This window comes from Mumia xiangluensis, from assembly GCF_010994095.1.
Lineage (GTDB): Bacteria > Actinomycetota > Actinomycetes > Propionibacteriales > Nocardioidaceae > Mumia > Mumia xiangluensis.
On record NZ_WJYO01000002.1, the window covers coordinates 314,840 to 339,723 of the forward strand.

General features: G+C 72.3%; 23 protein-coding genes. 3 read left to right on the forward strand and 20 right to left on the reverse strand.

What is annotated here, in order from left to right; translation table 11 throughout:
• Positions 1-175 precede the first annotated feature (175 nt).
• The 19 genes from GH747_RS07615 to mraZ all read right to left on the reverse strand — a co-directional run bounded on the left by GH747_RS07615 (position 176) and on the right by mraZ (position 19,469).
• Positions 176-949: a DivIVA domain-containing protein gene (locus GH747_RS07615; protein WP_149768984.1), complete on the reverse strand. Its 774-nt coding sequence runs from the start codon at positions 947-949 to the stop codon at positions 176-178.
• Positions 950-1,081: 132 nt separating this feature from the next.
• On the reverse strand, positions 1,082-1,372 hold the full coding sequence (locus GH747_RS07620) for a YggT family protein (protein ID WP_149768985.1): 291 nt from the start codon (positions 1,370-1,372) through the stop codon (positions 1,082-1,084).
• 19 nt (positions 1,373-1,391) lie between these two features.
• Entirely contained in the window at positions 1,392-1,886 is a 495-nt protein-coding gene (locus tag GH747_RS07625; RefSeq protein WP_149768986.1) for a cell division protein SepF, read from the reverse strand.
• Between the two features lie 67 nt (positions 1,887-1,953).
• Positions 1,954-2,676, reverse strand: coding sequence for a YggS family pyridoxal phosphate-dependent enzyme (locus GH747_RS07630; protein ID WP_149768987.1), 723 nt, complete (start codon positions 2,674-2,676; stop codon positions 1,954-1,956).
• A 4-nt stretch (positions 2,677-2,680) separates the two neighbouring features.
• Positions 2,681-3,424, reverse strand: coding sequence for a peptidoglycan editing factor PgeF (gene pgeF, locus GH747_RS07635; RefSeq protein ID WP_149768988.1), 744 nt, complete (start codon positions 3,422-3,424; stop codon positions 2,681-2,683).
• Complete coding sequence (gene ftsZ, locus GH747_RS07640) at positions 3,425-4,684, reverse strand: cell division protein FtsZ (RefSeq protein ID WP_149769488.1); 1,260 nt, start codon at positions 4,682-4,684, stop codon at positions 3,425-3,427.
• 393 nt (positions 4,685-5,077) lie between these two features.
• Complete coding sequence (locus GH747_RS07645) at positions 5,078-5,524, reverse strand: hypothetical protein (RefSeq protein WP_149768989.1); 447 nt, start codon at positions 5,522-5,524, stop codon at positions 5,078-5,080.
• Positions 5,525-5,567: 43 nt separating this feature from the next.
• Positions 5,568-6,284, reverse strand: coding sequence for a cell division protein FtsQ/DivIB (locus GH747_RS07650; protein WP_149768990.1), 717 nt, complete (start codon positions 6,282-6,284; stop codon positions 5,568-5,570).
• The gene (gene murC / locus GH747_RS07655; protein ID WP_149768991.1) at positions 6,281-7,705 is read right to left on the reverse strand and encodes a UDP-N-acetylmuramate--L-alanine ligase; all 1,425 of its coding nucleotides are present in this window, start codon (positions 7,703-7,705) and stop codon (positions 6,281-6,283) included. Before murC ends, GH747_RS07650 begins: the two co-directional genes overlap by 4 nt.
• Positions 7,702-8,802 carry an undecaprenyldiphospho-muramoylpentapeptide beta-N-acetylglucosaminyltransferase gene (murG, locus tag GH747_RS07660; protein ID WP_149768992.1) on the reverse strand — a complete coding sequence of 367 codons (1,101 nt, stop codon included), beginning with the start codon at positions 8,800-8,802 and terminating at the stop codon, positions 7,702-7,704. The genes murC and murG overlap by 4 nt, the downstream gene beginning before the upstream one ends.
• 3 nt (positions 8,803-8,805) lie before the next feature.
• Positions 8,806-10,113 (reverse strand): putative lipid II flippase FtsW, encoded by a 1,308-nt coding sequence (gene ftsW, locus GH747_RS07665; protein WP_228552823.1) that lies wholly within the window; start codon positions 10,111-10,113, stop codon positions 8,806-8,808.
• 41 nt (positions 10,114-10,154) lie between these two features.
• Positions 10,155-11,621, reverse strand: coding sequence for a UDP-N-acetylmuramoyl-L-alanine--D-glutamate ligase (murD, locus tag GH747_RS07670; protein WP_149768993.1), 1,467 nt, complete (start codon positions 11,619-11,621; stop codon positions 10,155-10,157).
• Positions 11,618-12,682 carry a phospho-N-acetylmuramoyl-pentapeptide-transferase gene (gene mraY, locus GH747_RS07675; RefSeq protein WP_149768994.1) on the reverse strand — a complete coding sequence of 355 codons (1,065 nt, stop codon included), beginning with the start codon at positions 12,680-12,682 and terminating at the stop codon, positions 11,618-11,620. The genes murD and mraY overlap by 4 nt, the downstream gene beginning before the upstream one ends.
• The gene (locus tag GH747_RS07680; RefSeq protein WP_149768995.1) at positions 12,679-14,079 is read right to left on the reverse strand and encodes a UDP-N-acetylmuramoyl-tripeptide--D-alanyl-D-alanine ligase; all 1,401 of its coding nucleotides are present in this window, start codon (positions 14,077-14,079) and stop codon (positions 12,679-12,681) included. Before GH747_RS07680 ends, mraY begins: the two co-directional genes overlap by 4 nt.
• Complete coding sequence (locus tag GH747_RS07685; protein ID WP_149768996.1) at positions 14,076-15,644, reverse strand: UDP-N-acetylmuramoyl-L-alanyl-D-glutamate--2,6-diaminopimelate ligase; 1,569 nt, start codon at positions 15,642-15,644, stop codon at positions 14,076-14,078. Before GH747_RS07685 ends, GH747_RS07680 begins: the two co-directional genes overlap by 4 nt.
• Before the next feature lie 21 nt (positions 15,645-15,665).
• Positions 15,666-17,402 (reverse strand): peptidoglycan D,D-transpeptidase FtsI family protein, encoded by a 1,737-nt coding sequence (locus GH747_RS07690; RefSeq protein WP_149768997.1) that lies wholly within the window; start codon positions 17,400-17,402, stop codon positions 15,666-15,668.
• Entirely contained in the window at positions 17,399-17,854 is a 456-nt protein-coding gene (gene ftsL / locus GH747_RS07695) for a cell division protein FtsL (protein ID WP_149768998.1), read from the reverse strand. The genes GH747_RS07690 and ftsL overlap by 4 nt, the downstream gene beginning before the upstream one ends.
• A complete protein-coding gene (gene rsmH / locus GH747_RS07700; protein ID WP_149768999.1) occupies positions 17,851-18,819 on the reverse strand; it encodes a 16S rRNA (cytosine(1402)-N(4))-methyltransferase RsmH in 969 nt (322 codons plus the stop codon). Before rsmH ends, ftsL begins: the two co-directional genes overlap by 4 nt.
• 218 nt (positions 18,820-19,037) lie before the next feature.
• The gene (gene mraZ / locus GH747_RS07705) at positions 19,038-19,469 is read right to left on the reverse strand and encodes a division/cell wall cluster transcriptional repressor MraZ (protein ID WP_149769000.1); all 432 of its coding nucleotides are present in this window, start codon (positions 19,467-19,469) and stop codon (positions 19,038-19,040) included.
• A 362-nt stretch (positions 19,470-19,831) separates the two neighbouring features.
• Between mraZ and GH747_RS07710 the strand changes: the two genes are divergently transcribed.
• From GH747_RS07710 to GH747_RS07720, 3 genes are read left to right on the forward strand one after another with little or no spacing between them, the layout of a single operon-like run.
• Positions 19,832-20,827, forward strand: a complete 996-nt coding sequence (locus GH747_RS07710; RefSeq protein ID WP_377036012.1) for an AAA family ATPase — start codon at positions 19,832-19,834, stop codon at positions 20,825-20,827.
• A 1-nt stretch (position 20,828) separates the two neighbouring features.
• On the forward strand, positions 20,829-22,067 hold the full coding sequence (locus GH747_RS07715) for a DUF58 domain-containing protein (RefSeq protein WP_163695384.1): 1,239 nt from the start codon (positions 20,829-20,831) through the stop codon (positions 22,065-22,067).
• A gap of 8 nt (positions 22,068-22,075) precedes the next feature.
• Positions 22,076-24,376 (forward strand): transglutaminaseTgpA domain-containing protein, encoded by a 2,301-nt coding sequence (locus GH747_RS07720; protein WP_163695386.1) that lies wholly within the window; start codon positions 22,076-22,078, stop codon positions 24,374-24,376.
• Positions 24,377-24,433: 57 nt separating this feature from the next.
• Here GH747_RS07720 and GH747_RS07725 read toward each other — a convergent pair whose 3' ends face one another.
• Positions 24,434-24,841: a DUF3040 domain-containing protein gene (locus GH747_RS07725; RefSeq protein WP_163695389.1), complete on the reverse strand. Its 408-nt coding sequence runs from the start codon at positions 24,839-24,841 to the stop codon at positions 24,434-24,436.
• Positions 24,842-24,884 lie beyond the last annotated feature (43 nt).

Genomic DNA, 24,884 nt, shown 5'->3' on the forward strand with positions numbered 1-24,884 from the left:
CCTTGACGACCCCGCGCGGTGAGTGTGGTCCCACCCGCACCACTACCGGTGGGACCACCCTCACCGCCGCGGAGGTGCGGTGCTGGCGCCGCTGCGGAGGTGGTGCGGGCGTACGCAGAGGGCCCCGCCGTCGACCTCTCGGTCGGGGCGGGGCCCTCTGCGTCGTACGGGTTGATCAGGAACGCACGTCGTCGTCGCCGAACAGCGACTTGAGACGACGCGGCGCGTGCTCCGGTGCCGAGCTGTGCACGGTGGCCGGGGCGGGCGAGGAGGTCGGCAGCGTGGCTGCGACCGACTGCTCGCCCTCGAGGTGCGACAGCTGCGCCTGGAAGTAGTTCTTCAGGCGGCTGCGGTACTCGCGCTCGAAGGTGCGCAGACGCTCGACCTCGCGGTTGAGGTCGTCACGCTCCTTCTCGATCGTGCCGAACGCCTGCTGGCGACGCTCTGCGGTCTCGGCATCGAGCTTCTGGGCGCGCATCCGCGCCTCGCTCTCGAGGCGCTCGGCCTTGCCGCGGGCCTCGTTCTCGACCCGGTCGGCCTTGGTGCGGGCCTCACCGAGGATGCGATCGGCCTCGTTCTTCGCCGCGTCGACGAGCTCGTCGGCGTTGTGCGTGGCGATCTCGAGCAGTCGCGCGGCGGCGCTGGACGCGTCACCGACGGACGAGGTCACGGGCGCGGGTGCAACCGGCATGGGGGGCGCGACCGGGGCCGGCGGCTGCTGCACGACCGGCGCGGGCGCCGGAGCGCGGAACGTGTCGAACGACGAGGTCGACGAGCCGGACGAGGCCGCGGCAAGCTTGCTGCGCAGGTCCTCGTTCTCCAGGGTCAGACGCTCGAGCTCGGCTTCGACCTCGTCGAGGAACTGGTCGACCTCACCCATGTCGTAGCCCTCGCGAAGGCGGACCGGGGTAAATCGCTTGTTCCGCACGTCCTCTGGCGTCAACGGCATGCTCTCACCTCGGGGTCATGTTTCATCGGACATTCCTGACAACGGTACTCGGTCGGGGAAACCGCACGTTCGGCGCCCCGTCACTCCTCACACCCTAGTGGGCGTCACGAGCAGGCTAAAGACTTACAACGATCAGAAAAAGATCTGCTGGTTGACGATCTGCAGGAGGTATAGACCGATCAGCAGGACCATCGGCGACAGGTCGAGCGCCACCCCTCCGAAGCGCACCGGCGGGATGACCCTGCGGACGGCCCGCAGCGGCGGATCGGTGACCGAGTAGATGGCCTCGCAGATCACGAGGATGAAGCCCTTCGGCTGCCAGGACCGCGACAGCACCTGGACCCAGTCGATCACGAACCTCGCGATCAGGAGCAGGATGCACACCCACAGGACGAAGCTGATGATTTCACCGGCGAGGACCATGTACGTCAGTGTGTCCTAGTCAGCTCTGGTTGAAGAACCCGCCCTGGGCAAGACGCTGACGGTCCTCCGCAGTGACGGTCACGTTCGGCGGCGAGAGCAGGAACACCTTGTTGGTGATCCGCTCGATCGACCCGTACACGGCGAAGATCAGGCCCGCGGCGAAGTCGACGAGACGCTTGGCGTCGTTGTCGTCCATCTCCGTGAGGTTCATGATGACCGGCGTGCCTTCGCGGAAGTGCTCGCCGATGGTGCGGGCCTCGTTGTAGGTCCGCGGGTGGAGCGTCGTGATCCGGGTGAGCTCGCTCACCGGCACCGACGCGACCATCGGGGCCGCGGACGGACGACGGCGGTCGTCGATGCGCGCGACGGAGCGCGTCTCGGGCTCGCGCGCGGCGGGTCGTGCGGCGCGACGGGCAGCCTCCGGCTCGGACTCGTAGTCGTCGTAGTCGTCGAACTCACCCGACTGCTCGACGAGGCCGAGGTACTCCCCCATCTTGCGCATTGCGCCAGCCATCGCCTGACCTCCCTGGAACCACGGTGCATCTTCGAACGGTGGACGGCGGGTCGCCGTCGCACTCAACCTACCCGAGCAGAGGGCGCTCTCCGAGCACCGAACGCCCAATGCGCACGTGTGTCGCGCCGTGTCGTACGGCGGCCTCGAGGTCGCCGCTCATCCCTGCCGAGATCGCCGTGGCGCCGGGGTGGGCGGCGGCGACCTGTGCTGCGATCTCCGCGAGTCGGGCGAAGGCGTCATCGGGGTCCGCGCCGAGCGGGGCGACGGCCATCACACCCTGCAGGGTCAGCGCGTCGGTCGCGTCGATGCGGTCCGCGAGAGCGAGCACCTCCTCCGCCGACGCACCCGCTCGCCCCTGAGGGTCGTCGTCGTGGCCCTCGAGGTTGACCTGCACGAGCGCCCCGAGCCGGCGGCCGGCAGCCTGAGCGCCACGGTCGAGCGCGTCGACGAGACGCGGCCGGTCGACCGAGTGGACGACGTCGGCGTACCGGGCGACCGCGGCGGCCTTGTTGGTCTGCAGTCCGCCGACGAAGTGCCAGGTGAGCGCCGCACCCGCGGCGCCGCTCTCCTCGCGCTTGCGGGCTGCCTCCGGATGCCGGTTCTCGCCGACGTCGGTGACACCGAGGTCGGCCAGGGCGACGACGTCGGAGGCGGGGTACGTCTTGGTGACCACGACGAGGTGCACGTCCTCGGGCGTACGGCCGGCCGCGCGCGCCGCGTCGGCGATCCGCCGCCGCACCTTGGCGAGGTTGTGCTCGAGCTCGTCGTGCCGGGCGCTGCTGGTCTCCACGGCGTCAGCCTCGCACGCGCACGAGCGCGCCGAGGCGGCCGGACCGGACGCCCTGCCGTCGGTAGGAGAAGTAGTCGGCCTCGCCCTCGATCGTGCACACGTGGAGGTCGTCCGCGAGGTCGAGGACGTCGACACCGGCCGCGCGCAGCTGGCTCGCGACCCCGGACGCGAGGTCGAGCGACGGGGTCCCCCACGAGGTCGTCGACCAGGCGGTCGGCAGCTCGCGGGCCACCTCGTCGCGCATGTCCTCGGGCACCTCGTAGCAGCGCGCGCACGCGCGTGGCCCGATCCAGCCTCGGAGGTCTTCGGCACCGAGCGCCCGCATCGCCTCGACAGCGGCCGTGACGACGTCGAGAACCATCCCCTTGCGGCCGGCGTGGACGACCCCGACCACACCGGCGTCGTCGTCGGCCAGCACGATCGGCACGCAGTCGGCGACGCGTACGACCAGCACGGCCCCGGGCTCGGCCGTCACCAGCGCGTCGGCCTCGGGGGCCGGTGCGGCCGGATCCGTCTCGGCCGTGACGAGGTGGACGTCACGGCCGTGGACCTGGTTGGCCAGGTGCGTACGGCGCGGGTCGCCGCCGAGCGCGGAGACGGCCGCGCGCAGGTTGCGCTCGACGGTGGCGGGGTCGTCTCCGTTGCTCGCACCGAGGTTCAGTGCGAACCAGGGTCCGGTGCTCTCCCCTCCGTGCCGGTCGGTGAAGGCGAGGTCGACGCGGTCGAGCGACTCGTGGAACGCGAACACCTACTTGAGGAAGTCCGGGATGTCGAGGTCGTCCTCGAAGGGGTCGGGCTGGCGCTTGGGCACCGACGGCCGGGAGCCGTTGCCGACACCGTTGCCGGAGCCGTTGCCCACCCCGTTCGAGCCGTTCGCGCCGTTCGAGGTCGTCCGTCCGTCGCGGCTGTCGTCCGAACTGCTCGTACGAACGCCCACGGGGACGCGACCCTGGGACTCCGTGTCGCGGGCGGCGGGCGCCTCCGGGGCGTCCTTCGTGACCGGACGGGCGGGTGCCGTGTCGCGCCGCAACGCCGGACGCGAGGCGTCGCGCCGCTTGGGCGTGCCGCCGTCGAACCCGGCCGCGATGACGGTCACGCGCACCTCGTCACCGAGGGCGTCGTCGATCACGGCGCCGAAGATGATGTTGGCCTCGGCGTGCGCGGCCTCGCTGACCAGCGCCGCGGCCTCGTTGATCTCGAAGAGGCCGAGGTCCGACCCGCCGGCGATCGACAGCAGCACGCCGTGCGCGCCGTCGATCGACGCCTCGAGCAGAGGGCTCGACACCGCCATCTCCGCGGCAGCCACCGCCCGGTCGTCGCCCCGGGCCGAGCCGATGCCCATCAAGGCCGATCCGGCGTCGGACATCACGGACTTGACGTCGGCAAAGTCGAGGTTGATGAGACCCGGCGTCGTGATCAGGTCGGTGATGCCCGAGACGCCCTGCAGGAGGACCTGGTCGGCCTGCTTGAACGCGTCGATCATCGTCACGTTGCGGTCGCTGATCGACAGCAGCCGGTCGTTCGGGATGACGATCAGGGTGTCGACCTCCTCCCGCAGCCCCTCGATGCCGTCGTCGGCCTGGTTGGCGCGGCGCCGTCCCTCGAAGGAGAACGGGCGCGTGACGACGCCGATCGTCAGGGCACCCAGCGAGCGGGCGATGCGCGCGACGACCGGAGCACCTCCCGTGCCGGTGCCGCCGCCCTCGCCCGCCGTGACGAACACCATGTCGGCCCCCTTGAGGACCTCCTCGATGTCGTCGGCGTGGTCGTCGGCGGCCTGACGGCCGGTGTCGGGGTTGGCTCCGGCACCGAGACCGCGGGTGAGCTCCCGGCCGATGTCGAGCTTGACGTCGGCGTCGCTCATCAGCAGCGCCTGCGCGTCGGTGTTGATCGCGATGAACTCGACTCCCTTGAGGCCGGCCTCGATCATCCGGTTGACGGCGTTGACGCCGCCTCCTCCGATGCCGACCACCTTGATCACGGCCAGGTAGTTCTGAGCTGCCACGATGGTGCCCCTCACGTGCTTGGTGTGTTCCGAGTTATCACGAGGCACCGCAGTCCAGTGCCGGCGCCAGCGGATCCGGACTGTGGCCGAACCCTAACCCTCTAGTTCAGGGTTATAGTTATGTCAACCTCGTGCTTGGTGACGAACTTACGTGGTCGACTCAGACACGGTGCGCCGACACGCCGGGGTCTCGATCGCTTCGCGCCTCGACCAGCGAAGGGAGTGTGGGCGCCCGACCAGCGAAGGGAGTGAGGGCGCCCGCCCTGCGAAGGGAGTGTGGGCGCCCGCCCAGCGAAGGGAGTGTGGGCGCCCGGCCAGCGAAGGGAGCGTGCCCGCACCGGCGAGGGGAGCGTGCCCGCACCAGCGAAGGGAGTGAGGGCGCCCCGGCGAGGAGGATCAGCCGGCGACGGGCGGCCGCGTCGCGGGGCTGATCCGTACGACCCAGCCCAGCACGAGGTTCGCGACGCAGAGGACCACCGACACCGCGACCAGCCCGGGCATCCGGTCGTCGGCCACAAGGTCGAGGTACGACGTCACGGTGACCCACGCGAGCGGCAGCGCAGGCAGCCACGCGAGGCCCAGGACGGTGAACCCAGCCGCCCTCCCCCGCCAGAGCATCAGACTGGCGACGCAGGCCAGGACCAGGACGGCCATGCCGCCGACGAGCGACCAGAAGACGATGCCGCTGTCGGTGAGCGGCGCGGTCGACGTCACGAGGGACTCGCTGACCTCCAGGAACGACCAGGTGACGACCACCAGCGACCCGAGCGTCAGCACCAGGCACTGGGCGATGCCGACTGCCGCCGCACCGCCGGTGGTCCGAGCCCGAGCCTTCGTGCTCATGGTCGGACGCTACTGCCGCTCCGACCGACCCGCGACTCGGCGCTCAGGGACGGATCGTCGGCCGCTCGGGCACGCTCACGTCGTACGCGCTCGCCTCCCGCTCGAGCAGCGCGGCCAGCACCTGCGCCTTGAGGGCGGCCTGCTCGGCACTCCCCCACGCCACGTCGGCTCCGTCGCGCAGCTCCAGCGTGATCCCGTCGCGGCTCGTCACCTTGACGACCCGTACGCGTCGCGCGAGGTCTGCGTCCATCGCTCCGACCGCCACGGCGACCTCGCGGAGCGCCGCCGCGCGAGGACCGGAGCCCGCTGCGAGGACGACCTCGGGCAGCCGGCGCGGCGCCTTGCCGGCCGGCGGGTAGACGATGCCGTCGGCGTCGATCAGGCGTCCGTCGTCCGAGCCGCCGAGCCGTGCGACCGGCGTGCGCTCGACGACCTCCACGACGACCGTCCGCGGCCACTGCCGGCGTACGTCGACCGACTCGACCTGCGGGATGGACTCGACCCGGTCCTGGATCGACGCGACGTCGAGCCGGGCCAGCGGCGTGCCCTCCACGACGTCGGCCTCCGCACGCACGACGGCCGGTGCCACGGTGCTGACGCCACGGACGTCGACCGTACGCGCGCCCAGCACCGACGTCTCGAGGACGACCCACGCGCCCACTCCGACGAGCACGAGCGCCGCTGCGGCGATCAGGTAGGGGCGCAGTCGTTGCAGCCGCGCCTGCCAGCGCCGCCGTACGAACCGGTCGTCGGCCGTCACGGTCCTGGCGCCCGCTTCTCGAGTCGTGCGACGAGGCGGGGAGCCACGGTGGTGATGTCACCTGCCCCGAGCAGCAGCACGAGGTCGCCCGGGCGCGCGAGTCCCGCGAGCTGGTCGTCGAGCTCGGCCAGCGGAGCCCCCGCGTGGACGGCGTCGGCCGGGAGGCGTACGGCGTCGAGGATCCGCTGCGACGTCACCTCGGGATCGGCGTCCTCGCGGGCGAGGTAGATGTCGGTCACCACCACGGCGTCCGCCGCGCCCAGCGCCTCGCCCATCGCGGTCCCGAAGATGCGGGTACGGCTGACGAGGTGCGGCTGGAACGCGACGAGGACCCGCGAGCCGCCGGCGAGCGCACGCGCAGCCTGGAGGTCGCCGGCGATCTCGACCGGGTGGTGGGCGTACGAGTCGTAGACGCGGACGCCGTCGGCCTCGCCGATGAGCTCCATGCGACGGCTCGCGCCGGCGTACGCCGCGAGGCCCGCGGCGGCATCGGCGAAGGACGCGCCGCACTCCAGGGCGGCAGCGAGTGCCCCGAGGGCGTCGACGACGTAGTGCTCGCCGGGCACCTGCAGTCTCACCCTGCCCAGGGTCTCCCCGTCGCGCAGGACGGTGAACGACGTGCCTCCGCCCTCGGTGACGAGGTCGGTGCCGCGGAGATCGACCTGCGGGCCGAGACCCGCTCGGACGACGCGGATCCCCTGCTCTGCAGCCACGTCCGCGAGCGCGGCGGCACCCGCGTCGTCGACGCACAGCACGAGGAACCCCTGGGGATCCAGACGGCCGACGAACTGCGCGAACGCCTGCTCGTACGCCTCCGGGGTCCCCCACACGTCGAGGTGGTCGGCGTCGACGTTGGTGACGACGGCACCGTAGGGCTCGTAGACGAGGAAGGCACCGTCGCTCTCGTCCGCCTCCGCGACGAACCAGCGGCTCGAGCCCGCGTGGGCGTTGGTCCCGAGCGAGGCGACCGGCGCACCGATCGCGTACGACGGGTCGACGCCCGCGTGGACGAGCGCCGTGGTGAGCATCGAGGTCGTGGTGGTCTTGCCGTGGGTGCCGGCGACCGCGACGACGTCGCGCCCGATCATCACCGACTGCAGGCCGGCCGAGCGCGGGTAGAGGCGCAGGCCGCGCTCCTGCGCGGCGACGATCTCGGGGTTGTCCTCGCGGACCGCGGTGGTCGCCACGACGGTGTCGGCGTCGCCGAGGTTCTCGGCGGCCTGCCCGATCGTGACCCGGGCGCCGTCCGCCTCGAGCGCCCTGAGCAGCGCCGAGTCGGCCGCGTCGCTGCCCTGGACGGGGATGCCGCGCTCCAGCATGATGCGTGCGATCGCCGACAGCCCGGCGCCGCCGATGCCGATCAGGTGGACCCGGCCGAGGTCCTCGGCCGCCTCGATCCGGTCGGGGACGTCGATCCTCATGCGTCGTCCGTCCCGGCCCCTGCCGCGTCGAGGACGATCCGTGCCAGGACGTCGTCGGCGTCGCGCGGCATCAGGTCGGACGCCGCCGCCGACATCCGCGAGAGCCGGTCGCTGTCGCGCAGCAGCGACACGACGGCGGTCGCCACCCACTCGGGGGTCAGCGCGGCGTCCTCCACCAGGATGCCGCCGCCTGCACCGACGACCGGGTGCGCGTTGAGCGCCTGCTCGCCGTTGCCGATCGGGAGCGGGACGAAGACCGCGGGGAGCCCCACGGCCGCGACCTCGGCGACGGTGTTCGCCCCGGAGCGGCACACGATCGCGTCGGCAGCCGCGTACGCGAGGTCGATGCGGTCGATGAAGGGCAGGGTGACGTACGGCGCCTGTCCCGCCGTGCGCTCGACCTGTGCCTCCTCGACGCGTCCGGCTGCGTGGAGCACCTGGACGCCTGCGGCCGCGAGCGCGTCCGCAGCGCCGGAGACCGCCTGGTTGATGCGTCGTGCGCCCTGCGAGCCACCCGTGACCAGCAGGGTCGGCAGGTCGGGGTCGAGCCCGAACGCCTCGCGAGCCTGGGCGCGCTCCGCCGTACGGTCGAGGCGGGCGATCTGCTCGCGCATCGGCAGCCCGATGTAGCGCGCGTGGGGCAGCGGCGTCTCCGGGAAGCTGGTGAAGACGTGTGTCGTGAACCGGGCGCCCAGCTTGTTCGCGATGCCCGGGAGGGCGTTCTGCTCGTGCACGACGATCGGGATCTTGCGCTTGCGCGCGACGAGGTAGGCGGGGACGGAGACGTACCCTCCGAACCCGACGACGACGTCGGGCCGCACGCGGTCGAAGACCTCACCCGCCGCCTTGACGGTGCCGGCCAGCCGGCCCGGCACCCGCAACAGCTCCGTGCTCACGCTGCGCGGCAACGGCACGGCGGGCACGAGCTCGAGCGGGTAGCCCGCCTGCGGGACCAGCGTCACCTCCAACCCCTTCGGTGTGCCCAGCGCCGTGATCTCGGCCTCGGGCTCGAGCCTGCGGACCGCGGCAGCGGTCGCCAGCAGGGGTGAGGTATGGCCGGCAGTGCCTCCGCCGGCCAGCAGGACGCGTGGCGTCACCGATCATCCTTCCTCGCGGACAGGGCGTCCGACGGGTCGTGGAGCAGGGCGTGCGATGGGGTCTTCGCGCCGCGCGGCGGCGGGCGGGAACGTGCTCTGCCGCACCGTACCGCTCGGGGTACGACGGCGTGCCCGCCGGGACCGGTGCGCACGCAGCGCGGCCTGCGCCCCCGGCTCCGTACGGGCGAAGTTCGCGAGGAGCCCGAGCGCGACGACCGTCGGGACCAGGGCCGAGCCGCCGTAGGAGATCAGCGGGAGCGGGATGCCGATCACCGGCAGCATGCCCAGCACCATGCCGATGTTCACCAGCGTCTGGACCATCAGCCAGACCGTGATCCCTGCCGCGGCGTACCGGGCGAACGGGTCACGTGCGCGCCGGGCGATCCGGAAGCCGACGTAGGCGAGCAGCCCGAAGAGCACCAGCACGCTCAGCGTGCCGATGAGCCCGAGCTCCTCCCCGATGACGGCGAACACGAAGTCGGTGTGCGCGCCCGGGAGCGTCCCCCACTTCTGGACGCCCGCGCCCAGGCCGCTGCCGGACAGCTCACCGGTCGACAGTCCCATGAGTCCGTGGGCGGCCTGGTAGCCGGTGTTCGTCGGGTCGGCGAAGGGGTCGGTGAACGACATGATGCGACCGACGCGCTCCGAGCTGGCCTTGGCGACGCTGGCGGCGATCGCTGCGGTGCTGAGCACGATGACGATGAACGACCTGCCGGAGAGCCCCGCCACGAAGAGCATGCCGAGGATGATCGCGAACAGCACCAGCGCCGTCCCGAGGTCGCGCTGGAGCACGACGAGCGCGGCGACGAACCCCGTCACGGGGAGCATCGGGATCACGATGTGGCGGTCGAGGTGGAGGAGCCGCTGCTTGCGGGCGAAGAGGTCGGCGACCCACACGATGATGGCGAGCTTGGCGAGCTCCGAGGGCTGGAGCAGGACCGGGAGGCCGACGTCCAGCCAGTTGCGGTTGCCGCTCACCTCCTGCCCGAGCGGGGTGAAGGTCAGGACGAGCAGCGTGATCGCCACGAGCAGCATCGGGTAGACGAACCAGCGCAGCGTCCTCAGCGGCATCCGCCACGCGACGAACGCCAGCACCAGCGCCACGAGCAGGAAGCCGGCCTGGCGCAGCGCGATCGCGTACGAGCTGCCGAGCTGCTCGAGGGAGGTCACCGAGCTGGCGCTGAGCACCATCACCATGCCGAAGCCGATCAGGAGGCCCGACACGGCCAGCACGAGGTAGTACGACGTCAGCGGCTTCGCGAGCGTCTCGCGGACCGACGTCGTCCACGACTGCCGCCCTGTCCGTGCCACCGTGCGCCTCCCCGATCCTGTCGAGCCGGGCGGCGAGGAGATCACCCTCGCGACGCGGCGTGCCTGGCCACGGCTCCGGCGAAGGAGTCGCCCCGCTCGGCGTAGCTCGTGAACTGGTCCAAGGACGCGCACCCCGGGGCGAGCAGCACCGTGTCGCCCGCTCGGGCGAAACCTGCCGCCGCGTCCACGACGCGGTCCATGAGCACATCCTTCCCCGCGTCGACCTCGACGACGGGCACCTCGGGCGCGTGTCGCCGCAACGCCTCGTGGATCACAGCGCGGTCGGTGCCGACCAGCACGACGGCGCGGAGGCGGTCACGGGTGCGCTCGACGAGGTCGTCGAACGTCGTGCCCTTCGCCTGGCCGCCGGCGACCCACACGACCGACGGGTACGCGCGGAGCGAGCCGAGCGCGGCGTGCGGGTTGGTCGCCTTCGAGTCGTCGACGTAGGTCACACCCTCGATCTCGGCGATCTGCTGGATCCGGTGCGCGCCAGGCTCGTGAGCGCGCAGGCCGTCGCGCACGGCGACCGGCGCGACGCCGTGGGCACGCGCCAGCGCGGCGGCGGCGAGCGCGTTGGCCACCACGTGCGGTGCCGGCGGCTCGCCGGCGGGTCCGGCGAGATCGCCGAGCGTCGCCAGCTCGGCCGCGCTCGTCGCCCGCTCGGGGACGAACGCACGGTCCGCGAGCACGTCGTCGACGACGCCGACCATGCCGATCGACGGAACGCCGAGCGTGAAGCCGATCGCGCGGGCTCCCTCGGCCACGTCGGCCTCGCGGACGAGGCGCTCGGTCTCGGGGTCGGCGACGTTGTAGACGCAGGCCCGCTCGACGTGCTCGTAGATGCGTCCCTTGTCCGCGGTGTAGCCTGCGGCACCGCCGTGCCAGTCGAGGTGGTCGGCAGCGACGTTGAGGACGGCCGACGCCTCGCAGGCGATCCGGTCGGCGAAGTGCAGCTGGAAGCTCGACAGCTCCACGGCCAGGACGTCGTAGCCGGTCGGGTCCATCACTGCCTCGGTGACGGGGACGCCGATGTTGCCGACCGCGGGCGCACGGAGCCCGGCCGCGCGCAGGATGGAGGCGAGCATCTCGACCGTCGTCGTCTTGCCGTTCGTGCCGGTGACCGCGATCCACGGCGCCGCACCGGGCGCCCGCAGCCGCCAGGCCAGCTCGGGCTCAGACCACACGGGGACGTCGCGCGCCAGTGCCTCGGCCACGATCGGCGTCGTCGGAGGCAGCCCGGGGAACGGGACGAGGACGGCCGTCTCGTCGGGCAGCGCAGCGGTCGCTCCGGCGCCGAGCCGGACGTCGGCGCCGAGGACCTCGAGGATCTCCGCCCGCTCACGGAGGCGGTCGCCTTCACCGTCGTCGAGGATCGTGAGCCGCGCGCCGACCTGCATGAGCGCGTCCGCGGCGGCGTACCCGCTCGCGCCGAGGCCGGCGACGACGGCGTGCACGCCCTCCCACGAGTCGAGCCGCCCCAGCGTGCCGGGATCGGGAGCGCTCACAGGCCGCTGACCCACTCGGAGTAGAAGATGCCGAGGCCGAGGGCGACGAACAGGCCGCTGATGATCCAGAAGCGGACGACGATCGTGATCTCCGCCCACCCCATCAGCTCGAAGTGGTGCTGGAGCGGAGCCATCCTGAAGAGCCGTTTGCCGCCGGACATCTTGAACCAGCCGACCTGCAGGATCACCGACAAGGTGATGATCACGAACAGCCCGCCGAGGACCAGCAGGAGGACCTCGGTACGCGTCATGATCGCGAACCCGGCCATCGCGCCGCCGAGGGACAGGGACCCGGTGTCGCCCATGAAGATCTTCGCGGGGGACGCGTTCCACCAGAGGAAGCCGAAGCACGCCCCGGTCAGCGCGGCGGCGACCACGGCGAGGTCCAGCGGGTCGCGCACGTCGTAGCACTTGGCGCCCGGGTTGATCGCGCACGACTGGTTGCTCTGCCAGAGGTTGATCAGCATGTAGGCGCCGAAGACCATCACGGACGCCCCGGTCGCGAGGCCGTCGAGGCCGTCGGTCAGGTTCACGGCGTTGCTGGTTCCCCAGATCATCACGAGGACCCAGACGACGATCACCGCCGCCGGGAGGGTCCAGCCGGGGATGTCACGGATGAACGAGATGCCCTCGGAGATCGGCGTGCGGCCGTCGTCGTCGGGGAACCGCAGGGCCAGGAGCGCGAAGCTGAGCGCCACGATCGCCTGCCCCGCGAGCTTGGCCTTCGAGCGCAGGCCGAGGCTGCGCTGCTTGATGACCTTGATGTAGTCGTCGAGGAAGCCGACGAGCCCCAGACCGACGAAGAGATAGAGAAGCAGCATCGCCGACGCCGACGGAGCGCTGCCGGTGATGAGCTTGGCGGCCGCGTACGCGACGACGACCGAGATGATGATGACGAGGCCGCCCATCGTCGGCGTGCCGCGCTTGGTGTGGTGCGACGTCGGGCCGTCGTCGCGGATCAGCTGCCCGTAGCCCTTGCGGACGAGCAGGCGGATCGCCAGCGGCGTGCCGAGCAGCGTGCCGATCAGACCGAAACCACCGGCGATCAGAATGGCCCTCATCGACCGTCGTTCCCTTCGTCGTCGCGTCGTGCGCCGCTCTCGGACAGCAGCGCAGCCGCCACCCGTTCCAGGCCGCTCGCTCGAGATGCCTTCACCAGCACGATGTCACCCTGACGTGCGTTGTCCCGCAGCCACGCCACGGCGCCCTCCACGTCGTCGACGTGGATGGACGCCGCACCGGCAGCGGTTGCCGCGTCGTGGACCGGGCGTGAGCCGGGTCCGACGGCCACCACCTGGGTGACGCCGAGGTCCGCGGCGAGAGTACCAACGTCGGAGTGCGCGCGTCGCGCCGCACCGCCGAGCTCGAGCATCTCGCCGACGACCGCGATGACGCGCCCGTCTCCCCGCATCGCGGTCACCGCGCGCAGCGCGGCCGCCATCGACTCCGGGTTGGCGTTGTACGCGTCGTTGACCACGACGAGCCCGTCGGCGCGGACGTGACGCTCCATCCGCCACGCCGACCGCGTGACGACCGATCCGAGCGCGTCGGCGATCGTGGGGAGGTCGATGCCGACCGCCAGCGCGACGGCGGCGGCAGCGGCGGCGTTGGACGCCTGGTGCGCACCGAGCAACGGCACGTGGACCGCCACCTGCTCCTGACCGCTCACGAGCGTGAACGTCGGCTCGCCGTCGCGCCCGACCATGAGGTTGCGCACGCCGACGTCCGCTCCGTCTGCGGCGCCGTACGTCACCACGCGCGCCGTCGTGCGGCTGCGCATCGCCGCCGTGCGGGGGTCGTCGGCGTTGAGGATCGCGACGCCCTCGGGTCCGAGCGCCTCGACGAGCTCACCCTTGGTCCGCTCGATCGTCTCGACGGAGCCGAACTCGCCGAGGTGGGCCGTGCCGACGTTGAGCACCGCCCCGATGTGCGGCCGGGCGATGGCGCACAGCTCGGCGATGTTGCCGAGCGCGCGCGCCCCCATCTCGACGACCAGGTGGCGCGTGTCCTCGTCGGCGCGCAGGACCGTCAGCGGGACACCGAGCTCGTTGTTGTAGTTGCCCGCCGTCGCGACCGTCTCCCCCGCTCTCAGCAGGACCTGGGCCACGAGGTCCTTGACGCTCGTCTTGCCCTGGGAGCCGGTGATGCCCACGACGGTGCACGTGAGGCGCGAGCGGACGTCGGAGGCGAGGCGTGCGAGTGCCGTCGCGACGTCGTCGACGACCACGCAGGGCGCGTCGACCCGACGCTCGGCGAGAACCCCCGCTGCACCGGCCCGGATCGCCGCGTCGACGTAGTCGTGACCGTCGACGTGCTCACCGCGCACGGCCACGAACAGTCCGCCGGTCGAGACGGACCGGGAGTCCAGCGTGGCGGGGGCGGTGACGACCACGTCGCCGGCGGCGTACGGGGTGCCACCGACGACCTCGGCGATCCTGGACAGCGAGGTCGCGATCACGTCCGGTCCCTCCGTACGTCGCCCAGCAGCTCGACGAGCACCTCGCGGTCGTCGAAGGGGTGAACCACGTCACCGACGATCTGGCCCCGCTCGTGCCCCTTGCCCGCGACGACGACCACGTCGCCCGGACGGGCGGCGCCGACCGCGTGCGCGATGGCGGCACGGCGGTCGCCGATCTCGACCAGCTCCGCCGCCGCACCTTGGACCAGGGCCGAGCGCGCCCCGGCGATGATCGCTGCCCTGACCTGCGCCGGATCCTCCGTACGGGGGTTGTCGTCGGTGACCACCACGACGTCAGCCAGCTCCGCAGCCGCTGCGCCCATGAGCGGGCGCTTGCCGAGATCGCGGTCCCCGCCGGCGCCGACGACCACCACCAGGCGCCCGTCGGAGAGCCCACGCAGCGACGCCAGCACGGCACGCAGCGCGTCAGGCTTGTGCGCGTAGTCGACGATCGCCGTGAAGTCCTGCCCCGCGTCCACGGACTCCATCCGGCCCGGGACCGCGGTGCATCCGGCGATGCCGGCCAGCACGTCCTCGACCGCGCGCCCCGTCGCCGTCACGGCAGCCAGTACCGCCAGCGCGTTCGCCACGTTGAAGCGGCCCGGGAGCCCGACCAGCAGCGTGTGGTCGGACTCGTCCGGTCCGACGACGCGGGCGGTCGATCCGGTGGCGGTGGACTCGACGGAGACGACGCGCCAGTCGGCCTCCTCGCGGCCCTCGAGCGAGACCGTGGTCAGCGGGATCGTGACCGACGACGCCAGTCGGCGGCCGTACGGATCGTCGATGTCCACGACGGCGTGTCCCGCCCGCTCCGGCGTGAAGAGGGACGCCTTGGCGGCGAAGTAGTCCTCGACGTCGGGGTGGAAGTCGAGGTGGTCGCGCCCGAGGTTGAGGAACACGGCCACGTCGTAGACGACGCCGTCGACCCGGTGCAGCGCGAGCGCGTGGCTCGAGACCTCCATGACGACGGCGTCAGCGCCGTGGTCGCGCATCACCCCGAAGAGTGCGTGCAGCGCCGGCGCTTCCGGCGTCGTCAGGGCGGAGCTGAGCGGGCGACCGTCGAGGAACGCGCCGGTCGTGCCGATGGCGCCGACCCGGTCGCCGCAGGCGCGCAGAGCGGCCGCGGCGAGGTAGGAGCTCGTGGTCTTGCCCTGCGTGCCCGTGATGCCGATCGTCGTGAGTCCCTCGGAGGGCGCGGCGTACACCTGGGACGCCACCTGCCCGAGCACGGCGCGCGCGTCGGCGACCACCACGACCGGCAGCTCCACGCCAGCCTCGGCGACCAGGTCGGCGCCAGCGGCGTCGGTGAGGACGGCCACCGCGCCGCGCTGTGCGGCGTCGGCGGCGAACCGCGCTCCGTGGGTCCGTGTCCCCGGCAGCGCGGCGTAGAGGTCGCCCGGTCGCACGTCGGACGACGCGAGGGTGACCCCCGTCACCGACGCCCCTGACGCCCCGGCAGGAGCGGCAGCGAGCGTCGCTCCGACGGTGGAGACGAGGGTGGCGAGTGCGACAGGGACCACCGAGGGTGGCCGGGTGTCGAGCGGGTGCTGGGGCTCAGAAGACATCGCTGCCGAGCGTATCGATACTCACCACTCGAGCGGGGTCCTGGGCGCGCGAGCCCCGCTCGGTGCGATGCCGTAGCGCTGCAGCGACTGCTGCATGATGTCGCGGAACACCGGCCCCGCAGTCCCGCTGCCCGAGCCGCCGCCGCGCGGGTTGTCCAGCACGACGTACGTCAGGAACCGCGGCTTCTCCGCCGGCGCGAAGCCGATGAACGAGACGGTGTTCTCGCCCCGCACGTAGCGTCCGGTGTCCGGGTTCACCCGCCAGGCCGTGCCCGTCTTGCCGGCGATGCGGTAGCCCGGGATCCGCACCCCGTACGCCGAGCCGTCCGGGTCCGTGACCGACTCCATCATCGTGGTGACCATCTTCGCCGCCTCGGGTGAGACGACCTCGCGCGTAGCCGCCGGCTCGACCTGCTCGGTCGTACCGTCGGCCTGGCGGACCTCGGTCACCAGGCGCGGCGCCTCGTACCGGCCGCCGTTCGCGATCGCGGCGACCGCCGCGACCTCCTGCAGCGCGGTGACCGAGATGCCCTGCCCGAAGGAGATCGTCGCCTTCTGGGCGGCCGACCAACGGTCGGCCGGGCTCAGGATGCCGCGTGACTCCGACGACAGGCCCACGCCGGTCTGCTGCCCGAACCCGAACTTCGACAGGTAGTCGTGGAAGGTGTCATCGTCCATCTGCTGGGCGAGCGCGATCGTGCCGAGGTTCGACGACTTGGCGATGACGCCGGCCGCGGTGAGCCGGAGCCGGCCGTGGTCCCACCAGTCGCTGATCGTGAACCCGTCGAGCGTGAGCTCGCTCGGGATCTTCACCCGCGTGGTCGGCGTCACGAGACCTGCGTCGGCGAGAGCGGCCATCGTGACGACCTTCTGCACCGACCCCGGCTCGTACACGTTCTGGACGGCGCGGTTGTTCATCGCCGCCGGGGTGACCGTCGACCGGTCCTGGGCGTCGAAGGTCGGCAGCTGCGACAGCTGGAGCACCTGCATCGTCTGGAGGTCCACGGTGACCGCTACCCCCCAGTCGGAACGGCTCTTGCGGACCGCGGCGGCGAGCCGCTTGTCGGCGTACCACTGGAGGTCGCGGTCGATCGTCGTGACGACGTCGGCGCCCGGGACGGGCTCCTTGGTCGTCTGGCGCGCCAGCGGGATCCGCACGCCCTTGACCGTCGCCCCGTACGACGCCTCTCCGTCGACCCCGCTGAGCTCGTCGTCGAAGGCACCCTCGAGGCCGCTGGTGCCCTTGCCGGTCTCGCCGGAGACCAGGCCGATGAGCGTCGCCCCGAGCGTGCCGCCCGGGTAGGTGCGTACGGCGTCGCGCTCGGTGTCCACCCCGGTCCGGATGTCGGCCTCGGAGAGCTTCGCGAGGACCCGGTCCGCCTGGTACGACGGCACCTCGCGCGCGACGTAGACGAAGCGCGAGTCCTCACGGCGCAGCTTGTCCACGGCGTCGAAGTAGTCGACGTCCAGCTCGGAGGCGAGGATGCGTGCGATCGCCGGCGCGTTCTCGGCCGTCTGCTTCGGGTCGGCGATGATCGCGCGGGCGTCCATCGACGTGGCGAGAGGCTCGCCGTCGCGGTCGAGGATCTGGCCGCGGTCCGCGTGGAGCACCGTGAGCTCGGTCGAGGCCGCGAGCGCCTTGGCGGCGTACGCGTTCGGGTCGACCCCCTGGATCTGGATCAGGCGTCCCGCGAAGACCAGCAGCAACGTCGCCACCACGACGAAGCAGAACCTCGCCCGGTTGCGGTGCGCGCTCACCCGCGGTCCCCCACCGTGACCGGGGACGGTCCGTCGACACCGGAGACCGCCTCGCTGTCGCGGGTGGCGGGCTCGGGGTCACCGACGATCTTGCCGTCGGGCAGCCGCAGGAACGCCGGGTTGGTGTTCGGCACCATCCCGAGCGCTGCGGCGCGCTCGGCGACGGCCTCGGGGGTCGAACGCTGCTCGACCTCGAGGGCCAGCTCGGCGTGGCGGCTCTGCAGCTCCTGGGCCTTCTTCTCCAGCTCCGCCAGCTCGAACGCGCCGTTCTGCATCGAGGTGTTGAGCAGCAGCAGGCCGACGAGCCCGCCGGCGAGAACCGTGACGACGAGCAGGACGAACGGGGCGCGCGGCGTCCGCGGACGGCGCGCGGGGACGGCCCGCAGCGGAGTCCGCGGGGACGGCTGCGGACGTCCGGTCGCGCGACGGGGCGTGCCGTGGGCGATGCTCATCGGGCCTCCTTCATGCGCTGCGCCTTCACTCGCTCGACGACGCGGAGCCGGACCGGCTTCGCTCGTGGGTTCTCCTCGATCTCCTGATCCGACGCGGTCTCCGCGCCGCGGGTCACCAGCCGGAACCGCGGCTGCATCTCCTCGGGGACGACGGGCAGCCCCGGCGGGACGTCGACCGTCGAGGTCACCCCGGCGAAGGCCTGCTTGACGATCCGGTCCTCCAGCGAGTGGTAGGCCATCGACACGACCCGGCCACCGACCCCGACGGCCTCGAGCGCCGCCGGGATCGCGCGGCGCAGCACGCCGAGCTCGTCGTTGACCTCGATGCGCAAGGCCTGGAAGGTCCGCTTGGCCGGGTTGCCGCCCGTCCGCATCGCCGCCGCCGGCAGCGCCTCGCGCACCAGGGCGACCAGCTCGTCGCTGGTCCGCAGCGGCGCAGTCGCGCGACGGCGGACGACCGCGTCGGCGATCCGGCTGGCGTGCTTCTCCTCGCCGTAGGTCCGCAGGATCCGCACCAGCTCGTCCCGGTCGTACGTCGCCAGGATCTCCGCCGCCGTCGGTCCCTCGCGCCCCATCCGCATGTCGAGCGGAGCGGGTCGCGCGTACGAGAAGCCGCGCTCGTCGACGTCGAGCTGCATGGAGGAGACGCCGAGGTCGAACAGGACGCCGTCGACCCGCGACCGCCCGGCCGAGGCGATGGCCTCGTCCAGCTGGTCGTACACGCCCTCGAAGAACGTGACCCGTCCTTCGAACGGCGCCAGTCGCTCACGCGAGCGACGCAGCGCCTCCGGGTCACGGTCGATACCGATGACGTGCACGCCCTCGAACCGGCTCAGCACCGCCTCGGTGTGCCCGCCCAGGCCCAGCGTCGCGTCGACCAGGATCGCGTCGCTGCCGGCCAGGGCGGGCTCGAGGAGCTCGACCGTCCGTTCCAGGAGCACCGGAACGTGCTTGGACTCACTCATGCGTCCTGCCCCCAGGACGTCCGACCACCATCTCGACCCCTCGTTCTGTGTGGTTCAGCGTGTGTTGCGCCTCGGTCCGCTACCCGTGTTGCGGGAACCGATCGCCTGGTTCGTCCGGCCAGGTCCCTGGCCGCTTGCCCTGGGAAGTCACCTTCTGGCACCGGGGAAGTGGAGCCAGGAGGTGGAGCAAGCGGCCCAGAGGCCTCGACGGACGAGCCTCAGAGCAGTCCTTCGATCACCTCTTCCGACAAGGTGGCGAAGCTCTCTTCCTGTGCGTCGGAGTACTCCGACCAGCGCGTCGCGTCCCAGATCTCGACCCGCTCCATCGCTCCGACTACGACGCAGTCGCGGTCGAGGCGGGCGTACTCGCGCAGCGGGGCGGGGACCGTGATGCGTCCCTGCTTGTCAGGGACCTCGTCCGAGGCGCCCGAGAAGAGCACGCGGACGAAGTCACGGGTCGCCTTGTTGGTGAACGGCGTCTTGCTGATCCGGTCGCTGAACTCCGCGAAGCTCGCCTGCGGCCAGACGTAGATGCAGCGGTCCTGCCCCTTCGTCAGCACGAGGCCCTCCGTGAGTCGGTCGCGGAACTTGGCGGGGAGGAAGAGCCGACCCTTGTCGTCGAGGCGAGGGGTGTAGGTGCCGAAGAACATCGCACGTCAACTCCCCCGTCTCATCGCCGCCGGCCCCCGATGCCGACGATTTCCGTGGGTTGCTCCACTTTGCGCCACTCTACTCCACGACTCCCCACCGTCAAGCCGAAACGCTCCACCGCGCGCCCCTGCGCGCCCCACCGCCGGCGATCCCGCTCCCGGCGCACCAGGCGCCGATGCCTGTGTTCTGAGGCATTCGCCTCGCCCACGACCGCGAGATGGTGAAGAGTGGAGCGTGGGTGGGGGAAGCGGCGCACCCCTCTCGTGATCCGGCGCACCCGTTGGGACCGCGCAGGTAGTCTCGGCACCCACGGGGCATGCGAGACGGACGCCCACCGACGTGCAGACTGCAGGAGGTATCCGTGACGACGACACCTCGCCGAGAGCCCGCGGCGCCGCCCGGGCCCGACCAGAGCGAAGAGCTCGTCGTCGCGGCCCAGCGCCTCGTCGACAACATCGGCACGGTGATCGTCGGCAAGACCGACGTCGTACGCACGGCGGTCGTCGTCCTCCTCGCAGGCGGCCACCTCCTCCTCGAGGACGTCCCCGGTGTGGGCAAGACCATGCTGAGCAAGGCCCTGGCCCGCTCGATCGACGGCTCGATGCGCCGCATCCAGTTCACGCCGGACCTGCTCCCGAGCGACGTCACGGGCACCTCGGTGTGGGATCCCGCGACCCGCACGTTCGAGTTCCGCGAGGGCGCCGTCTTCGGCAACGTGGTGGTCGGAGACGAGATCAACCGAGCCTCGCCCAAGACGCAGTCCGCCCTCCTGGAGTGCATGGAGGAGCGTCAGGTCACCGTCGACGGCACCTCGTACCCGCTGCAGGACCCGTTCATGGTGGTCGCCACCCAGAACCCGCTCGAGATGGAAGGCACCTACCCGCTGCCCGAGGCGCAGCGGGACCGGTTCATGGCACGCGTCGCGATGGGCTACCCGTCGGCCGAGGCCGAGGCGGCCATGCTGCGCGAGCACGGCGGCTCCGACCCGCTCGCCGACCTCCTCCCGGTCACCGACGTGAAGCAGGTCGCCGACCTCGTCGCCACCGTCCGCACCATCTACGTGGCGCCGGCCGTGGAGGAGTACGCCGTGGCGATCGCGACCGCGACCCGGACGTCGGCGCGGGTCCGCCTCGGCGCCTCGCCCCGCGCGACCCTGCACCTGGTGCGTGCGGCGCGTGCCCGTGCCGCGCTCGAACGCCGGCCGTACGTGCTGCCCGACGACGTGGCCACCCTCGCGCCGTCCGTGCTGACCCACCGTCTGCTGCTGTCGCCCGATGCCGTCGTCGCCGGGTGGCAGGCGCACGACGTCGTACGCGAGATCCTCGCCGAGGTCCGCGTGCCCGAGCCCGGACGATGACATGCGCGGCACGCTGGGCTCCCTGACCACCCGAGGGCGGGGATTCCTCGCCGGGGGCGCGACCGTGACGCTGGGTGGCGTGGTCCTCGGCCTGGACGTCCTCGTCCGGATGGGCGCGTTCGCCCTCGCACTCCCCCTGCTGGCCGTCCTCGTGGTCGCGCACGGCCGGAGCCAGGTCAGCACCACCCGGACCGTCTCGCCGTCGAGGACGTCCGCAGGCGGCGAGGCCGAGGTCTCGCTCGAGGTCACCGGCAGCGGCCGCGGAGGCAGCGGCATGCTCCTGCTGGAGGACCAGCTCCCGGACGCCCTCGGCGGCGGTCGTCGCTTCGCCGTCGAGTCCACGGGCCGCCGTTGGCACAGCTCGGCTCGCTACCGGCTGACCGCACGCCGGCGCGGGATCTACGCCCTCGGACCGCTCTCGGTCAGGATCGGGGACCCGTTCGGGTTCCTCTCCGTCCGCAAGACCTTCCACAGCACGACGCCGCTCGTCGTCACGCCCACCGTCCACCGTCTCGGCCGTCTGTGGGCGGGCGGGGTCGGCAGCACGGCGGGCGAGCACCTCGTACGCCTCGGGTCCACCGGCCGCGCCGACGACACGTCGGTCCGCGAGTACCGCGTCGGCGACGACCTCCGCCGGATCCACTGGCGTACGACGGCACGCACCGGCGAGCTGATGGTGCGCCGCGAGGAGGAGGGCCGCCACGCCGACGTGACGGTCTACCTCGACACCCGGCGCGACGTCCACCGCCGGGGCCTCGACGGCACGTTCGAGTGGGCGGTGTCGGCGGCAGCCTCGGTCGCCGCACACTTCGCCGGCAACGGCTGGGACGTCCGTCTCGTCACCGACGCGACGGACTCGCACGACTCGGCTCCGGACTCGCTCGGCCTGATCCTCGACGAGCTGGCCGCCGTCGGTCCCTCGATCCGCCGCAGCAGCGGGCACGTGCCTGCCGACGTCCTCACCTCCCGCGGGATCGTCGTCGCCATCGTGACCGGCGCCGACCCTGAGAGCCTCGACCAGATCGACCTGTGCTCGACGACCGCGGGGCGGCGGCTCGCGCTCGTGCTCGACGACGACCGGTGGCTGCACGGCGACCACGCGGGCTCCGGCGGCGCTCTGGCACTCGCCACGTCGGCACGCGCACGCGGGTGGGTGGCGACCGCGGTCGGTGGCGGCGAGACGGTCAGCGGCGCCTGGCAGGCCCTGGCCCTGCAGTCGACGAAGGACACGGTCGGATGAGTGCCCGCATGCTCCATCCCTTCTGGGTCGCCACCTGGGTCTGGCTGCTCGCCGTCGCGGTCGGCGCCACGTTCGTCCCGCTGACCGTCGACTCGGGCTTCCTGCCCGAGGGGGCCCTGGGTGCCGCCGTCGTGCTGGCCGCCGGCGCGTCCGCTCGTGCCGTCCGCGGGTCGCGCACGATCGTGACGACCGTCGAGGGCGTCGTCGCCGTCTGCTGGCTGACCTTCGCCTACGGCGGCGGCACCGGCCTCGCCGGGGTGATCCCCACGCCCGCGACGCTCGAGCGCGCCCAGGCCATCGGCGCAGCGACGTACACGCACGCGCAGCGCTACGCGGCACCGGTGCCCGACCTCGACTCCCTGACCGCGACGCTCGCCACCCTGGTCGTCGTGCTGGCGCTCGTGATCGACGTCCTGGCGGTCGAGCTGCGCTGGACACCCTCGCTCGGCCTGGTGGTGCTGGCCGTGATGATGATCCCGGCCACGTTGCTGGCCGGCGACGTACGGCCGGGCGTCTTCGTCATCGGCGCCGCCGCGTACGCCGGGCTGCTCGTCGTCACCCGGCACGACGACGCGCGCTCGTGGGGGCCACAGGTCCCCGGCGTCGGCGTCGGGAGCGCCGACCCGCTCGACACGGCCGTCGCCCACCTCCGTGGCGCGATCCCCGCGATCGGCATCGGGCTCGGCGCCATCGCGGTCGCGCTGGTGGTCCCCCTGCTCGCGCCGGCGGCGTCGCAGGACCTCTTCTCCGGTGGCGGCGACGGCAGCGGGTCCGGCAACGGCAGCGGTCTCGCCAACCCGATCCTCGACATGCGCCGCAACCTCCGCGGGCAGAGCAACGACGTGATGGTGACCGTGCAGGCCGAGCCGGGGACGCCGGCGCCGCGCTACCTCCGTCTGGCGACGCTCCAGACGGTCGGAGAACGCGGGTGGTCGCTCGGCGACCGGGTCGGCGCCGGCCAGCAGCTCGGCGACGACCTGCCGGCGATCCCCGGCCTGAACCCGGGCGTGCGGACGAGCACCCTCCGGTACGCGGCCGCGGTCGCACCCGGCTTCGACTCGTTCTGGCTCCCCCACATCTACGCACCGACAGCGCTCCGCGTCGATGATCCCGAGGGCATCGAGATCAACCGGAGCATGCTCGACATCACCCGGACCGGGAGGCTCGGCTCGTTCGCCGGCGAGACCTACGGGTTCGACGCACAGATCGTGAGGCCCACCGAGAGCGAGCTGCGCATCGCCCCCGCGTCGACGCTGACGATGTCGGCGTTCGTCGAGCTTCCCGCGGCGACGCCGGACGTGGTGCAGGAGCGTGCCGAGGAGGTGACGGCCGGAGCGACGAACGACTTCGACCGCGTGGAGGCGCTCCAGCGCTGGTTCCGGCGCGACGGGGGCTTCGAGTACTCGCTCGAGGCGGGCTCCGGCTCGGGGATGGAGACGATCGAGAGCTTCCTGACCGACGACCGGGTCGGCTACTGCGAGCAGTTCGCGACCGCGATGGCCATGATGGCACGCTCGCTCGGCATCCCGGCGCGCGTCTCGATCGGCTTCCTGGCCGGCGAGCCCGGCCGAGCACCCCGGTCGTGGCAGTTCCGCGGGACCGACATGCACGCCTGGCCCGAGATCTACTTCGCCGGCATCGGATGGGTCGGCTTCGAGCCCACCCCCGGCGGGAACGGGTACACACCCCCGCAGTTCGCCGCAGGCACCACCGAGGAGGAAGCGGTGCCGTCCCCGACGGCGGCGCCGACCGCGCGTGCGACCGAGTCCCCTGCGGGCTCCGAGGCGCGCGGGGACTCCACCAGTGCCTCCGACGAGTCCGGCGGCACGCGGTCGTGGCGCCCGCTCGTTCTCGTCCTCGCCGCCCTCACGCTCATCGGCCTCGTCGTGCCGGGCACGGTCCGAGGCGTGCGGCGGCGCGGGCGGTCCGCGCGGCACGACGATCCCGCTGCCGCGGTCGAGGACGCGTGGGCCGAGGTCCGCGACACGGCCGCCGACTTCGGGATCGGCTGGACGGAAGGGGCATCGCCGCGGTCGGCGACCGCTCCGCTTCGGACCCGTCTCGCCGACGACGCGTCCGCGGTCGACGACCTCGACACCCTCGTGAGCGCGGTCGAGCTGCTCCGCTACGCGCCGGCGTACGAGCCTGAGGACCTGTCGGCCGTGGTCGGCCGGCTTCGCACCGCGATGGCCGCGACGGCCTCACGGCGCCGGCGAGTCGCCGCGTGGGCGCTGCCGCGATCGGTGCTGGTGCCCGTCGACCGCCGGACGACGGCGCAGGAGGACCAGGTCCTCACGCTGCAGGAGTGACCGCCCGGCCCGCGGTCATGTCACGCAGAGCGGGGCGGACCCGGAGGAGAGGCCGGATCAGGAACCTGAGTCGCGACGGCGCTTCCAGCGCTCTTCCATGCGGTGCATGAACGAGTCGGACGAGACGCCGCGGCTGCTGGACGGTCGCGGACCTGCCGTCGGTGGCCGCTGCGCCTGGTCGGCGGGCCCCTCGGCGTCGCGCGAGCGCCACGTGGTGAGGAAGAAGTAGGTGCCGGCCACCATGAAGGCGAAGCCGACGACGCCCAGCGGGGTCGTCGCAGTGATCACTCCGGTCATGAGCATGGCCAGGCCGACGACGAAGCCGACGCAGGCCAAGACGATGACGCGACGGGCGCGAGCCCGGAGCTTGGAGCCCCGCAAGGTCGATGCCAGACGGGGGTCTTCAGCAGCAAGAGCCTGCTCGAGCTGCTCAAGCAGTCTCTGCTCTTCCTCTGAGAGCGGCACGACGGGCCTCCCTGAACTCGACCGGCTGGTGCCGGACCTTCGG

Coding starts and splice junctions, on each gene's coding strand:
- GH747_RS07615 (WP_149768984.1), bottom strand. CDS start 949: ATGCCGTTGACGCCAGAGGACGTGCGGAACAAGCGATTTACCCCGGTC.
- GH747_RS07620 (WP_149768985.1), bottom strand. CDS start 1,372: ATGGTCCTCGCCGGTGAAATCATCAGCTTCGTCCTGTGGGTGTGCATC.
- GH747_RS07625 (WP_149768986.1), bottom strand. CDS start 1,886: ATGGCTGGCGCAATGCGCAAGATGGGGGAGTACCTCGGCCTCGTCGAG.
- GH747_RS07645 (WP_149768989.1), bottom strand. CDS start 5,524: ATGAGCACGAAGGCTCGGGCTCGGACCACCGGCGGTGCGGCGGCAGTC.
- murC (WP_149768991.1), bottom strand. CDS start 7,705: ATGAGGATCGACGTCCCCGACCGGATCGAGGCGGCCGAGGACCTCGGC.
- mraY (WP_149768994.1), bottom strand. CDS start 12,682: ATGAGGGCCATTCTGATCGCCGGTGGTTTCGGTCTGATCGGCACGCTG.
- GH747_RS07685 (WP_149768996.1), bottom strand. CDS start 15,644: ATGTCTTCTGAGCCCCAGCACCCGCTCGACACCCGGCCACCCTCGGTG.
- ftsL (WP_149768998.1), bottom strand. CDS start 17,854: ATGAGCATCGCCCACGGCACGCCCCGTCGCGCGACCGGACGTCCGCAG.
- rsmH (WP_149768999.1), bottom strand. CDS start 18,819: ATGAGTGAGTCCAAGCACGTTCCGGTGCTCCTGGAACGGACGGTCGAG.
- mraZ (WP_149769000.1), bottom strand. CDS start 19,469: ATGTTCTTCGGCACCTACACCCCTCGCCTCGACGACAAGGGTCGGCTC.
- GH747_RS07715 (WP_163695384.1), top strand. CDS start 20,829: ATGCGCGGCACGCTGGGCTCCCTGACCACCCGAGGGCGGGGATTCCTC.
- GH747_RS07720 (WP_163695386.1), top strand. CDS start 22,076: ATGCTCCATCCCTTCTGGGTCGCCACCTGGGTCTGGCTGCTCGCCGTC.